Here is a 13,410-nt window from a genome sequence, read left to right as displayed (position 1 = left end):
CCCTCCGTGCCCAGCCCCACCGCGACCCGCCGACCCCTTCCCACCGCACACGGGGGGCGCGGCCTTCGGCGGTCCGCACGGCGGATGGCCGCGGACGACATGGTGCGACGGTTCGCCGACCACGTCGGCATCCCCCTGCGTCCGGCCTCGGTGGCCCTCGCCAGCGGCGCCCGCGTGCTCGTCGACGGGGCGAGCGCCGAGGAGTCCCTCTTCGTCGCCGCCCACGCCGGCGCGGGTCCGCTGCGGCACCTCGACCTGGTCCTCGTCGTCCAGGACGTGTTCACGCTGGCGTTGCTGCGCAGCGAGCGGCCGAAGGCCCGCGCCGTCGTCCTCGTGAACGACGCGAGCGTGCGCGAGGAGGTCGCCGCCCGCATCGCGCGCACCCCCGCGGCCGGGCTGGTCGAGATCGTGGAGTTCGCAACGCTGCCCTGAGAGGTCGATCACCTCACGCCGTGGCAGCATTGGCGGGTCACGTGGCGACACCTCGTGGCGGCGCCTGCTGGGAACACCCTGACCCCCTCAAGCGTCATACCCAGGCGATCACCGACGACGCCGCCCGGGCCGGTGATTCTCCCCGGCGTGGCCGACCCCCTGACAGGAGCTCCACTTCACGATGACCGAGGTGTCCACCACCGTCTGGATCGCGACGATCGTCGCCATCGCAGGTCTGTTGCTCTTCGACTACATCTTCCACGTGCGCAAGGCGCACGTGCCCACCCTGCGCGAGGCGGCGGTCTGGTCCGCCTTCTACGTGGGGATCGCCCTGGTCTTCGGCGTCGGCGTGTGGCTGTTCGGCGGATCGACGATGGGTACCGAGTACTTCGCCGGGTACATCACCGAGAAGGCCCTCTCGGTCGACAACCTGTTCGTGTTCCTCATCATCATGAGCAGCTTCCGGGTGCCGCGCGCCTACCAGCAGAAGGTGCTGCTCTTCGGCATCGTCTTCGCGCTGTTCGCCCGCACGGGCTTCATCTTCCTCGGCGCGGCGCTCATCAACCAGTTCGCCTGGATCTTCTACCTGTTCGGCCTCATCCTCATCTACACCGCCGGCAACCTCCTCAAGGAGGAGAGCAGCGACGAGGACGACCACGGCGCCGACAACTTCGTCATCCGCCTGGCCCGCAGGTTCTTCCACACGAGCGAGGACTACGACGGCGACAAGCTGTTCACCCACGAGAACGGCAAGCGCGTCATGACGCCGATGCTGCTCGTGATGATCGCCATCGGCGGCACGGACATCCTCTTCGCGCTGGACTCGATCCCCGCGATCTTCGGCCTCACCCAGAACGTGTTCATCGTGTTCACCGCCACGGCGTTCTCGCTCATGGGTCTGCGCCAGTTGTACTTCCTCATCGACGGCCTGCTCGACCGCCTCATCTACCTGTCCTACGGCCTGTCGGCGATCCTCGCGTTCATCGGCGTCAAGCTCATCCTGCACGCCCTGCACGAGAACAACCTGCCGTTCATCAACGACGGCGAGCCGGTGCCCGTCATCGAGATCGAGACGAACATCTCGCTCACCGTCATCGTCGGCGTCCTCGTCGTCACGGTCCTGGCCTCGCTGTTCTCCCGCAAGGGCAAGGCGCAGACGCTCATCAACAACACCCGCCGCCACGTCGACCAGTACCTCGACCTCGGCTACGAAGCCGACCCGGCCGAGCGCGAGCGCAACTACCTCCGACTCCTCACCGAGGAGGCGCAGCTCGCCAAGGTGGAACCCAAGTTCCGTCCCCTGGTGCGCGACGAGGTGGGCCTGCACCGCAAGCTCCAGGAGGCGCACCGTCAGCACGACGGGTACCTCGCGGAGAACCCCCAGCTGCGCGCGCAGGCGGAGCGGCGGATCGCCGAGCACAAGCACGAGATCGACCGCGACCTCGCCGAGGCTGGAGCGCAACCGGGCGACATCCCGCGTCCGAGCGATGAGGAGATGCGCAAGGCCGAAGCCGAGGACCGCGCGCCGACCTCGCAGCCCAGTGAGCGGGAGAGCGGTGACATCCGACCCGACGACGCGGGTCCGCCCGCGACCGACCCTGACAGTGGCACCCGCCGCTGACCGCGGGGGAACAAACGGATCGGCCCGGCGTCCACTCGGACGCCGGGCCGCTCGCGCTTCTACGCGCCTCGCACCGACCTCTCTTCCGGCCCTGGCCGGTCGTCGGTGCGGCTCTCCACCCCGGGTGTTCACACGTGTGATCGTTCGGTATCGAGCCGCCGTTACACCGAACTCCCGAGTTCGCCCGTTCGATACCGTTCGGTGACCTTTTTCTCCTCAGCGCTCCCGGCGCGGCGATCCGGAACGGTGATGCACCCTGTCCGGATCGGATCGTGTGCCTGCTCCCGGCGTCGGGCCCTATCGTGGACACGTGCCGTTCGCCCGCCGACCGTCCGTTCCCGCATCTGTGCGCCGCCGCGTCGCGCGCCTGCGGATGCCCGACCCATCGGCTCTGCTGGACAACGTCCGACGACGCATCCCCGAGGGTCCCGTCGTCCCACCCTCCCCGCGGGAGGTGCCGCAGCTGCCACCGCAGCTTCCGGCCGAACCGCTGGTCCGTACCCGCTGGCCCCACTTCCTCACCGTCTCGGTCGGACTCGCCGCGTTCGTCGTCGGGATGGCGGGGGTGCGCGCCGCGTCCGAGGTGGCGGCACCGATCTTCCTCGCGCTCAACCTCGTCATCGCCAGCTATCCGATGCACGGATGGTTGCGGCGCCGGGGGCTGCCGGGGCCTCTCGCCGCGGTGTTCACGGGCCTCGTGGTCATCGCGGTGCTCATCGGGTTCTTCGCCCTGCTGGGGTGGTCGATCGCCGCGTTGGTCCTGGAGATGCCGCGGTACATCCCCAAGGTGGAGCGGCTCTACCTCGACATGCTCGCCATGCTCGAGACGCGCGGCATCACCGAACAGGCACTCGTCGACTCCATCCAGGACACCGTCTCCACCCAGTGGCAGAACTTCGCGCAGCAGGGCCTCACCCTGCTCCAGGGGGTCCTGTCCAACCTCACCGGTGTCCTGTCGCTGCTGCTGGTCCTCGTCACGGTGCTGTTCTTCCTCACCATGGACACGATCGGCGTCGGCCGCCGCTTCGACCTCATCAGGCAGAGCAACCCGCACGTGTCCGCCGTGCTGCGCGACTTCGCCCGGGGTGTGCGTCGCTACTGGATCGTCACCACGGTCTTCGGGCTCATCGTCGCGGTCCTCGACACGTGGGTGCTGATGTACCTCGGCGTCCCCCTGGCGCTGGTGTGGGGCGTGTTCTCGTTCCTCACCAACTACATCCCCAACATCGGGTTCGTCATCGGCCTCATCCCGCCTGCCCTCCTCGGCCTGTTGGAGAAGGGGCCGAAGACGGCGGTCGCCGTGATCGTGGCCTACTGCGTGCTCAACTTCGTCATCCAGTCCCTCATCCAACCCAAGGTGGCCGGTGACGCCGTGGGGGTGACTCCGACGGTCTCGATCGTCTCGCTGCTCTTCTGGACCTGGGTCCTCGGGCCCCTCGGCGCCCTGCTCGCCCTGCCCGCCACCCTGCTGGTCAAGGCGATCCTCATCGACGGGGACCGGCAGGCCGGATGGGTGTCCTACCTCATCGCGAGCTCACCGGAGAATCAACGCGTGCCGGGCACCCGCGTGGCGTCACGGACCTCGCCGACGAGCGACTCCAGCACGTCCTCCAGCGCCACGACGCCGCCACCGGAGACCCCCTCGACCTGAGCCAGGTGCAGGCTGTGCTCCTGCATCACCGAGATGACCTGACGCAGCCGGTCGTCGGCCTGCACCCATCCGAGCGGGTGGACGCGATCGGCCGGCAGCGGCTCGTCACGCATGTCGACGTCGATGGCCAACAGGTCCTTGAGGTGCACGTACCCGCGCAGCTCACCGTCCTCCAGGACGGGGAACCGCGAGAACCCCGTGCGGCTCGCGAGCTCCTCCACCTCGGCGATCGTCACGTCGGGGGGAACGGTGACGAGGTCGGCGGTGGGGATCGTGACGTCACGCGCGGTGAGCGTCTCGAACTCCAGCGCCCCCTGCAGCAGGGAGAGTTCGTCCTCGTCCAGGTGTCCCTCGCGACCGGACTCGGCGACGAAGTGACGCAGCTCCTCGTTGGTGAACGCGGAGGCGACCTCGTCCTTGGGCTCGATGCGGGCGGCGCGCAGCACGAGGTTGGCGGTCGCGTTCATGAGCCAGATGACGGGCCGGGACACGATGGTGACGAGGTAGAGCGGTGGCCCGAGGATGAGCGCGGCGCGGTCGGGGCCGGCCAGGGTGATGTTCTTGGGCACCATCTCGCCGAGCACCATGTGCAGGTACACGACGATGATCAGCGCGATGACCAGCGCCACCGGGTGCACGAACGCCGACGGCACCCCCATCGCCTCGAACGGGACCTCGAGCAGATGCGCCACCGCGGGCTCGCCGACGGCACCGATCCCCAGCGAACACATCGTGATGCCGAGCTGGCAGCACGCCATGGACAGGGAGACGTTCTCCATCCCCCGCAGCGTGGCGCGGGCCGGCCAGGATCCGCCGGCGGCGCGGGGTTCGATCTGCGACCGGCGGGCCGAGACGAGCGCGAACTCGGCCCCGACGAAGAACGCGTTGAGGGCGAGCAGCACGACGAGGATGAGCAACGAGGTGAGGTCGTTCACGCCTCCTCCCTTCCGAGAGCCGCGACGGAGGTGGCGACGCTGGCGTGCGGCCGGCGCACGGTGATGCGCAGCGAGGCCACGCGGTGCCCGTCCAGGCGCATGACGGTGACGTCGACGAACGCGGGGGTGGGCAGGTCGTTGCCGTCGCGGTTGACCTCGTCCATCGCGTCCAGCACGACGTGGTCACCGGCGTCGGGCAGCCGGTCGAGCATCTCGGTGACGAGCCCGCCCAGGGTGTCCGACTCCTCCCCTCGGGCAGGTCGAGCTGCAGCAACTGACCCAGTTCGTCGGGGCGCAGCAGGCCGGACACGATCCACGCCCGTCCCGCCCGGCGGTACATCAGCGGGCCGCGGTCGTGCTCGTCGTCGATCTCGCCGACGATCTCCTCGACGAGGTCCTCCAGCGACACGATCCCGGCGGTGCCTCCGTACTCGTCGACGACGACGGCGAGCTGCAACCCGGGTTCGCGCAGGCGGCGCAGCAGCGGGTCGAGGGTCATCGACTCCGGCACGACCGGTGCGTCGACGAGGATGTCCGAGACCGTCAGTTGTCCGCGGTCGCCCAGAGGGACGCCGACGGCCTGCTTGACGTGGACCAGGCCCGCGATGTCGTCGACGTGCTCGCCCATCACCGGAAACCGCGAGTGCCCCGTGCGGATCGCGGCGTCGAGGACGGCCTGCACCGGCTCCTCGGCGTGCAGGAACTCCACCTGCGGGCGGGGCTTCATCACCTCGCCGGCCGTGAGGCGACCGAACTCGATGGAGCGGGCGAGGAGTTCCGCGGTCGCCTCGTCCAGGGTCCCCTCCTGCCCCGAGCGGCGCGCGACCGACTGCAACTCCTCGGCCGTGCGTGCCTGCGCGAGTTCCTCGGTGGGTTCGAACCCGAGCATGCGCACGACGCGGTTGGCGCCGTCGTTGAAGAGCTTGACGGCCCACCCGAAGACGGTCATGAACACCGTGTGCGGCCAGACGACGAGCTTGGCCACGCGCATCGGCTCGGCGATGCCCCAGTTCTTGGGGACGAGCTCGCCGAACACCATCTGGCTGAACGTGGCGATGACGAACGCCGCACCGAACGCGAGGCCGGTGGCGGCGGGGCCCGTGTAGTCGAAGGCGCCGAAGGCGGCACCGAGCAGCGTGGCGATCGAGGGTTCGGCGATGAAGCCGACCACCAGGCTCGTCACGGTGATGCCGAGTTGCGCTCCGGAGAGCTGGCTCGACAGGGACCGGAGGTGTCCCATCACCCGTGTCGAGCGCGCGTCACCGGCGTCGGCCTCACGCTCCACCGCCCCCTTGTCGACGGTGAGATACGAGAACTCGACCGCGACGAAGAGGGCGTTGAGAGCGATGAGGAGGACGACGCAGCCGGTCAAGATCCAGGCCGAAGTCATGGGCCCAGGGTACGGAACCACGACGTCGGCGCCCGCACGCCGGTCAAGGCACCCGTCCTGCTCGTCTAGGATGGCCCGGAGATCCAGCTGGGGAGGAACATCGATGATCAACCGCCGCGTCCGGGGGCCGTCGCGGTCGGAGCCGCCGTCGCGCTGCTCCTGGCGGGCTGCACGCAGGAGGGCGAACCGCCGCCCGAGCAGCCCTCGACCACCACCGTCGCACCGCACACCCGCGCACCGAACGCGCCCGAGATCGGCGTCCGCAGTGGCCTGAAGTGGGACAGCGGGGTCGTGCACAACCAGGCCGAACTGGCCACCGAGTTCGAACAACTCCGCGGTCGTCCGCTCGACGTCATCGGCGTCTCACCGACCCGCGATTCGTGGAAGACGTTGTTCAACGAGTGGTGGCTGAGCGACATGGCCATCCCGAGTGGGTTCTCCGGCACCCTCAACGTGGCGCTGCCCCTCTTCCCCGACGACGGGTCGTTGGAGCGTGCCGCGAGCGGCCAGGACAACGACCAGTGGGAGCGGATGGGCCGGCTCATCGCCGAGAAGTACCCCACCGCCTACGTGCGTCCGGGCTGGGAGATGAACATCGTCAACTGGAACTGGCGCGCCACCGACGACAACGTCGAGGAGTGGAAGAAGGCGTTCCGGAACGCGTCGACGTCGTTGAAGAAGGGCGGGCCCCAGCTCCGCATCGTCTTCAACCCGAACGAGGGCAAGGGCAACTCGCTCGAGGACGCCACCAAGGCCTACCCCGGCGACGACGTGGTCGACATCATCGGCATCGACGCCTACGACTGGAGTCCGCCGTACGACGACGAACGTCGCTGGCAGCGCCACCTGACCCAGCCCGGCGGGTGGGACTTCTGGGGCAACTTCGCCCGCTCACGCAACAAGGAGTTCGCCGTTCCCGAATGGGGCGTCATCCCCGGCTCGAACGAGTCCGGCGGCGACAACCCGCAGTTCATCGAACGCGTCATGCGCTGGATGAACGCCAACTCCGACATCATGACGTTCGACACCTACTTCGACGAGCGCGAGGACTACTGTCGCTGCTCGCTCACCCAGAACCCCAAGGCCAAGGACGCCTACCTCGAGGAGATGCAGCAGTGGGTCGTGCGCCCACCGGCAAGCGCTCCGGCGACGACGGGCTGATCCACAAGCCACGACGTCGTACCAGCACCACGGCCACGCAGAGCCCCCGGGACGTGACCGCGGGGGTGCCCGATGAGCGCACCGCCCGTTCCTCGGACCGTCTCCGTTGGGAGGCGGCCCGAGGTCGTGCAGCCGGCCGGCCACGCCGCGGCAGGTCACCCGATCATGTCCCGCACCGCCGTGGCGACGGCGCGAGCGCCGCGGCGTCCGAGGGTGATCGTGTAGTGGTTGACGCCCTCGATCTCACGGAACTCCACGGCCGGGTACTGCGAACGCAGCTCGGTGGTCGCCTCGGGTGAGTAGAGCCCGGGCGGGTCGTCGACGAAACCCCGCGGGGCGCGCAGGAACATCGTCCGGACGGGGGCGCCGTCGCTGCCACCCGACGCCTCCGACTCGGCCAACGCGGCCAGGGCGTCGGTGAGCGCGTCACTGGCGGCGATGTCGCGCTGATCGGCGACGACCGCGTCCAGGACGGCACTGCTGTGGTGCTCCGGCGTCTCACCGATCGCGTCGTAGCGGACGTAGCCCTCGACGGCGTCGGACCAGTCGTCGACGAAGGCGGGGTGGGCCCGGAACAGCTCCACGTAGTCCTCGACCGAGGGGAAGCGCGCCCGCAGCCTGTTCTTGATGAGCTCGAGCCCGGCCTGGGTGGTCTCGGCATCCCCGGATGCGAACGGGAATCCGCCGTCGACGAGCACGACACCCGAGACCAGGTCGGGATGCCGGTGGGCGAGCACCGCCGCCACGAACCCGCCCATCGAGTGACCGACGACGACCACCGGGCCGCCGACCTCGCGGATCACGGCGGCGACGTCGTCGGCGTGCGCGGCCATGCCCACCTCGGGAGGCAGATCGCGCGAGCGGCCACGGCCCCGCAGGTCGGGAGCGACGAGGTCCACCTCGGGCAGCTCCTGCGCGACGAGGGCCCAGGCCAGATGGTGGGCGGTGATGCCGTGGACGGCCACCACCGTGGTGGTGGCCTCGGGGCCGGACCAGCGGCCCACGCGCATCGGTCCGCCGGGGACGGGAACGTCGAAGGTGGAATACGTCATCCCCGTTCCTAACGCGCACGCCCCCTGTCGGGCAAGACCCGGACAGGGGGCGTCATGTCACACAGCGCGATTCGGGACGCGGTCGGTGCTCACATCGGGGAGTCGTCGAACCTCTTCGTGATGGCCGCGGCGATGTCGAGGTAGGCCTCCCGGGTGGCCGGCTGCAACGCCTCCCAGTCCAGCAACGCACCGTCGGCGACGTGCGGGTCGGCAGGCACGACGACGACGTCGGCCGCCCGCGAGAGGAAGTCGAGCACCGCATCCTTGTCGACGGCCGAGGAGACGATGTCCTTGGCCGTCAACACGACGATGCACGTGCGCGCGAGATCCTCGAAGCCGTGGTCGGCGAGCCAGTCGATGGTCTCGGCGGCACGCCTCGCGCCCGTGACCGACCACGCCGCCGGGATGACGACGGTGTCGGCGAACCGCAGCACCCCCTCCATGAGCGGGTGTGTCACACCGGTGCCGCAGTCGACCTGCACGAAGGAGTAGTAGCGCTGCACGACCCGCATGACGGCATCGAAGTCGTCGGCCGACAGCGAGTCGCCGAGGGTCGGGTTGGGCTCACCCGGAAGCACGGTGAGGCGCCCCCGGGTGGCGGTGTGGCGCGAGAGGTCATCCAGGCTGCCGATGCGGTCGATGTCGCGAGCCAGAGCCGCGATGCCCGAGAGCCTGCCGCCCACGAGGCGTTCGGCGAGGTCACCCGCGTCGGGGTTGGCGTCGATGGAGAACACCGGGTCGGGACGCAGGTCGGACAACGCGATCGAGGTCGCGGCCGTCGTCGAGGTCTTGCTGATGCCGCCCTTGAGGCAGAAGAACGCCGTGACGTGTTTGCCGCGCAACTGCGTCGAGATCTGCCGCTCGCGGTCACGTTCACGCTGCTCGCGGTCGCTGATGCCGGGGTTCCAGCGGCCGCCGGTGAGGGTGTACGCCATGGACTGCCAGCCCGAGCGCGGCTTCGGTGAGCGGGTGCGCACCATCGGCGCGGACGCCTCCGCGCGGGGGCGCCGGTACTCCGGCCGTTCGACGATCGACCCGGCCGGGACGTCCTGGGGCGCGGTGACCGGAGTGGCAGCGGCGGGAGCGGCAGCGGTGTGGGTGAACGTGTCGTGATCGGACGTGGTCGCTCCGTCCGTCATGGCCGTCGGAGCAGCCTCACCGTGCACCGGCACGTCGGCGGTGTGGCCGCCGCCTGCGGGGAGGACCTCCGCGGTCGCCGCCTCCCGCCGCCATGGACGCTCGACGGCGGTGTAGCGGACCGCGTCGGGTCGAGGTTGCGGGTTGGTCGGCTTGGGGCCGAACTGGTGGGGCGAACCGGTGGTGGTCATGACGTCTCCTTGCTCACGAGGCGCGGGCGCGCTCGCGTCGGCGGGCAGCGGCGTTGTGGCCGCGGCATTCGTCGCAGCGGCAGCCCCGGCGGTACCGGGAGAGGCTGCCTTCGCCCCGCGGGTGGCGCGGGCGACGCTCGGTCTCCGAGGCCAGATCGGCGACCCGGGGGGCACTGTGTGGGCTCCGGCCTGCGGTGGCGAGCTCGGGAAAGAGGAGTCTGCGCTGACTCGTCGTGGTCGAGGCGCGGTATCCGACGTCGTTCATGCGGATGGCCTCACGCAGGCAGGCTCCCCACACCGGGCAGCTCTCGCAGATGCTCATAAGCGAGCGCGGCACGGTCTCGGCCTCGACCTCCGGCGTCCATGCCGTGGCCGGGATCCCCAGCGCGCGGGCGGACGCGCACGCCGCTTCGCCGGACTCCATGGTCGGCGTCGCCGGGACGGCTTCGATGCGCGCGGCGAGCTCGGGGCTCACCTGGGCACGGTGACGGATGGTGCGCAAGGCCGTGATGCTCACGACTACTCCTCGGTAGCTAGAGGGAACGCGGGGAGTCTTGCGATCGAGCGCTGCTCCTGTCAAGCAAATGTCCGTCCCGACCTGCGGATCTGCTTGAGCGTTGAACGATCGTCCTGGTGGACCGTTCAGGAGCGGCTCGCCAATCCCCTTGACCCCAGGGGTCGTTCGCGAAAGCTCGCGGCCGGCCTCGCTAAGGAGGGTGACCCAGGTCACGCAGGGCGTTCATACAGAGTTCATCTGCAGTGCCCGTCCGTCGACCCACAGGAATCACGGCCGACCCCGCCGCGCCCGACGCACGGGCCACACACCGGGGGAATCCTCGGGACCCACGTCCGAAGGGATGTCCCACACACGCCGACCCGCCCACGCCATGACCTAGGCTGGCGGGCAGTTTCGAGACGGCGAACGAGGTGGGAATGTCGACCCAGGAGGGCCAGGCCACTCCGACCGCACCCCTCATCGCTCACCGCACTGCCGTGGCGAGGGTGATGGACGGTGTCGCCACGAGCCACCGCGAGACCGAGGCCGCCGTGCAGGAGAGCACTCCCGCCGGGCCGCCGACGGGCTACGTGACCGCCGAGATGATCGCCGACGAACTCGCCCGCATCACGGGCAAGCACTCGATCCGCGCCTCGACGATCCGGGGCATGGCCAGCCGCGACCAGATGCCGGCACCCACCGACCGCAAGTGGGGACGCAAGACGCTGTGGGACGCGGCGCAGATCGACTCCTGGCTGCAGCAGCGCGAGGCGCGGCACATCCCCAAACCCACGGTCCGGCTGATCCAACGGCGACTGACCGAGCTCGACGAGCACGCGCGGCGCACCGGCAACGACGCCCGGCTCAAGGAGGGGGTGCGCGACGCCCACCGCCGCGGCCTGTCCTACCAGCAGATCGCCGACGCCATCAAGGCCAAGAACGGCGACCACCACCCGACCCGCGAGGCCGTGCGCACCCGCTTCCAGCGTTACCTCTGACCGGCCCGCGCGCGCCCGCGTCGGCGGGTTCGGCCGGCGAGGTCAGTCGCGCCAGAGGAACCCGACGAGGAACGCCAGCGCGAGCATGAACGCCGCTCCCGGGAATCCGGCCAGCAGCAGCACGACGGGGATCACGGCGACGTCGGGGCCGCGCATGAGGATGCCGATGAGTCCCACCGGGATCGCGCCCTGGGGTGTCATGACGACGTTGCCGGCGGCCAGTCCGACGGACGATTCGGGGGCGGCGCGCAGCACGGCCGACGCCGCGGCGACCGCGAGGACCGCCCACGTGATCCAGCCGAGGCCCACCAGGAGGCAGACCACCGCGAGCCACCCCGAGACGAGCAGCGCGGGCACGAGCAGGTAGGCCGCGCGGACCTGTCGGGCGGCGAACGGGAACATGCGGTTGACCGAGGACGACCTCGTCCACAGACGCAACCCGCCCGCGCTGCCGTTGCCGAGCATCACGGCGACGAGGGCGGCGCCGATGATCGCCGGGACCGCGCCCAGCAGCCCCGACACCAGGACCGGAACAGCAACGAGCAGCACGGCGACGACGATCGGCGTCCGCGAGCGCGTGAGCCTGCGCAGTTCGGCCGACGCGATCGCGACCCATCCGCGGCCGCGCATCGGGCGGGACCGGTGACGACCCCGCTTGGCCAGCGCGCGGGAGCCGCGGAGTTCGTCCAGCGCGGTGGTCTCGAGCATGAGGAGGCTGGAGATGACGGCCTCGGAGGTGTCGCCGGCGCGCTGCAGCTCGATCAGGGGCATCGTGCGCAGGCGAGGCCGTAGGACGACCCATCCGAGGACCGCTCCCAGCAGGGCGAGCAGGCCGATCCCGAGCGCGACCGGCACGACGGGCACCGAGGTCAGGGCCGGGACGGCGGGCATCGCCGACGTCGACCACGGCGCGACCGCCAGGGCCGCGGTGAGGATGCCGGCGACGAGCAGACACCACCCGACGATCGTCCACGCCCGCGCGAGGCGCGAGGTCTGCACGAGGCCCGCGAGCACGACGCCGAACGCCGCGGCCGCCGCACCGGCCGCGCCACCGGCGAGCAGGGAGGGCAGGTCCGATCGTCCGGCCGACGCGGTGAGGGCGACGAGGAGGCCGACGACGCCGCCGACCGCGGCGAGCAGGGAGATCACGGTGGTCAGGGGACCGCGCACGACCAGCGCGCGGTCGATCGGGGCCGAGGCGAACCAGGACCGTCGTGCCGCCGAGAGCCCGGCCGGGCCGAGCGCACGCGCACCGACGGCCAGGGCCCCGGCCGTCGCGACGGCGATCGCGAGCGCGAGCCACGCGTAGGCGCTGCCCTCCACCGCGCCGGCGCACAGGGGCCCGGAACAGGAGCGGGAGAACACGCCCGAGGCCAACGACCCCGCCATGGCCGTGAAGACGACGACCCCGACGATGAGGGTGTAGACCTCGCCGAAGCGCGAATCGCCGCGTTCCTCCAGCCGCCTCCCCCGCGCCTCGGCCAGGGCGTACAGCGCGTCGTGGGCCCACGACCGGCGCGCACGCAGGTCCGGAGGCTCGCCGGTCAGAGGCGGCGAGAGGATGCTCGTCGCGTCGCCAGGTGGTGCGGCGTCACGATCCGCGTCGTGGGGCGCGTCGTCACCCGGCCTGTCGCCGCCGGAGCGGCGGTGCTTGCCGGTGCCTTTCACGGCCGGTCCTCCGAGCTCACCTCTCCGACCTCGTCGGGGGCGTCGATGGTGACCACCCGCCCTCCGCAGGCCTCGACCAGGGTGGCGTCGTGGCTGGCCATGACGACCGTGCGGCCGTCGGCGGCCGAGCGGCGCAGGTACCCGGCGAGCCACTCGCGGCCCGCTTCGTCGAGGCGCTGCTCGGGTTCGTCGAGGAAGAGCAGGTCGAAGGGCCGGACCAGTGTCGTGGCCAGGCCGAGGCGCCGACGTTGACCGGAGCTGAGGGTGCCCGGCACCTGATCGGCCACATGGGACAGGCGGACCGCGGCGAGCGCGTCGTCGACGATGTCGTCGTTCTCGTCGTCACCGTGCGCGCGGGCGAGCAGGTCGAGGTGCTCCCAGGCCGTGAGGTCGGGAAACCAGGCCAGGTCGTCCAGGACGGCCGCCACCCTGCGCCGCGTGGCCGGGTCGCTCTCGTCGAACCGCGCGCCGTCGAGGGTGACGGTGCCCGCGTCGGGGTCCTCGGTGCCGATGATGCAGCGCAGCAGTGTCGTCTTGCCCGCGCCGTTCGGGCCGACGAGGGCGACGACCTCACCGGGGCGCGCCTCGAGACCGACCTCCAGCAGGATGCGGCGACCCCCGTAGGTCTTGGACAGGCCGGTGACGACGAGACGCGCGCTGGGTTGACTCACGGTGCAA

12 protein-coding genes and 1 pseudogene are annotated in these 13,410 nt (G+C 70.7%); 5 read left to right on the top strand and 8 right to left on the bottom strand.

Annotated features, from left to right (window positions below; translation table 11 throughout):
* Window positions 1-84 precede the first annotated feature (84 nt).
* From QQK49_RS20325 to QQK49_RS20315, 3 genes are all read left to right on the top strand, one after another.
* On the top strand, window positions 85-432 hold the full coding sequence (locus QQK49_RS20325; RefSeq protein WP_284305575.1) for a hypothetical protein: 348 nt from the start codon (window positions 85-87) through the stop codon (window positions 430-432).
* Between the two features lie 181 nt (window positions 433-613).
* The gene (locus QQK49_RS20320) at window positions 614-2,053 is read left to right on the top strand and encodes a TerC family protein (RefSeq protein WP_431310559.1); all 1,440 of its coding nucleotides are present in this window, start codon (window positions 614-616) and stop codon (window positions 2,051-2,053) included.
* A gap of 310 nt (window positions 2,054-2,363) precedes the next feature.
* Window positions 2,364-3,704: an AI-2E family transporter gene (locus QQK49_RS20315; protein WP_284305574.1), complete on the top strand. Its 1,341-nt coding sequence runs from the start codon at window positions 2,364-2,366 to the stop codon at window positions 3,702-3,704.
* Here the strand turns inward: QQK49_RS20315 and QQK49_RS20310 are convergent.
* The 3 genes and pseudogenes from QQK49_RS20310 to QQK49_RS23470 form a co-directional block, all read right to left on the bottom strand.
* Entirely contained in the window at window positions 3,599-4,639 is a 1,041-nt protein-coding gene (locus tag QQK49_RS20310) for a hemolysin family protein (protein ID WP_284305573.1), read from the bottom strand. The genes QQK49_RS20315 and QQK49_RS20310 overlap by 106 nt on opposite strands.
* On the bottom strand, window positions 4,636-4,956 hold the full coding sequence (locus tag QQK49_RS20305; protein ID WP_284305572.1) for a transporter associated domain-containing protein: 321 nt from the start codon (window positions 4,954-4,956) through the stop codon (window positions 4,636-4,638). The genes QQK49_RS20310 and QQK49_RS20305 overlap by 4 nt, the downstream gene beginning before the upstream one ends.
* Window positions 4,957-5,075: 119 nt before the next feature.
* A pseudogene (locus tag QQK49_RS23470) lies at window positions 5,076-6,029 on the bottom strand (hemolysin family protein); the annotation flags it as partial.
* 291 nt (window positions 6,030-6,320) lie between these two features.
* On the opposite strand from QQK49_RS23470, the gene QQK49_RS20295 reads away from it, so the two are divergent.
* Window positions 6,321-7,190: a glycoside hydrolase family 26 protein gene (locus tag QQK49_RS20295; RefSeq protein ID WP_284305570.1), complete on the top strand. Its 870-nt coding sequence runs from the start codon at window positions 6,321-6,323 to the stop codon at window positions 7,188-7,190.
* 155 nt (window positions 7,191-7,345) lie between these two features.
* Here the strand turns inward: QQK49_RS20295 and QQK49_RS20290 are convergent, their stop codons facing one another.
* The 3 genes from QQK49_RS20290 to QQK49_RS20280 all read right to left on the bottom strand — a co-directional run bounded on the left by QQK49_RS20290 (window position 7,346) and on the right by QQK49_RS20280 (window position 10,087).
* Complete coding sequence (locus QQK49_RS20290; protein ID WP_284305569.1) at window positions 7,346-8,242, bottom strand: alpha/beta fold hydrolase; 897 nt, start codon at window positions 8,240-8,242, stop codon at window positions 7,346-7,348.
* Window positions 8,243-8,331: 89 nt separating this feature from the next.
* Window positions 8,332-9,570, bottom strand: coding sequence for a MinD/ParA family ATP-binding protein (locus tag QQK49_RS20285; RefSeq protein WP_284305568.1), 1,239 nt, complete (start codon window positions 9,568-9,570; stop codon window positions 8,332-8,334).
* Window positions 9,571-9,583: 13 nt separating this feature from the next.
* The gene (locus QQK49_RS20280) at window positions 9,584-10,087 is read right to left on the bottom strand and encodes a hypothetical protein (protein WP_284305567.1); all 504 of its coding nucleotides are present in this window, start codon (window positions 10,085-10,087) and stop codon (window positions 9,584-9,586) included.
* A 416-nt stretch (window positions 10,088-10,503) separates the two neighbouring features.
* On the opposite strand from QQK49_RS20280, the gene QQK49_RS20275 reads away from it, so the two are divergent.
* Window positions 10,504-11,064, top strand: a complete 561-nt coding sequence (locus tag QQK49_RS20275) for a hypothetical protein (protein WP_284305566.1) — start codon at window positions 10,504-10,506, stop codon at window positions 11,062-11,064.
* A 42-nt stretch (window positions 11,065-11,106) separates the two neighbouring features.
* On the opposite strand, the gene QQK49_RS20270 is transcribed toward QQK49_RS20275, so the two are convergent.
* Complete coding sequence (locus QQK49_RS20270; protein ID WP_284305565.1) at window positions 11,107-12,732, bottom strand: DUF6297 family protein; 1,626 nt, start codon at window positions 12,730-12,732, stop codon at window positions 11,107-11,109.
* On the bottom strand, window positions 12,729-13,403 hold the full coding sequence (locus QQK49_RS20265; protein WP_284305564.1) for an ABC transporter ATP-binding protein: 675 nt from the start codon (window positions 13,401-13,403) through the stop codon (window positions 12,729-12,731). Before QQK49_RS20265 ends, QQK49_RS20270 begins: the two co-directional genes overlap by 4 nt.
* Window positions 13,404-13,410 lie beyond the last annotated feature (7 nt).

The organism is Mobilicoccus caccae (assembly GCF_030161635.1).
In the GTDB taxonomy this organism is placed as follows: Bacteria; Actinomycetota; Actinomycetes; order Actinomycetales; family Dermatophilaceae; genus Mobilicoccus; species Mobilicoccus caccae.
Note: the sequence above shows the minus strand (reverse complement) of the source record. Positions and strands in the feature narration are given on the sequence as shown.

Bases quoted from the DNA above. Each gene is read 5' to 3' on its own strand.
- QQK49_RS20325 (WP_284305575.1), top strand. From the start codon at position 85: ATGGCCGCGGACGACATGGTGCGACGGTTCGCCGACCACGTCGGCATC.
- QQK49_RS20320 (WP_431310559.1), top strand. From the start codon at position 614: ATGACCGAGGTGTCCACCACCGTCTGGATCGCGACGATCGTCGCCATC.
- QQK49_RS20290 (WP_284305569.1), bottom strand. From the start codon at position 8,242: ATGACGTATTCCACCTTCGACGTTCCCGTCCCCGGCGGACCGATGCGC.
- QQK49_RS20285 (WP_284305568.1), bottom strand. From the start codon at position 9,570: ATGACCACCACCGGTTCGCCCCACCAGTTCGGCCCCAAGCCGACCAAC.
- QQK49_RS20275 (WP_284305566.1), top strand. From the start codon at position 10,504: ATGTCGACCCAGGAGGGCCAGGCCACTCCGACCGCACCCCTCATCGCT.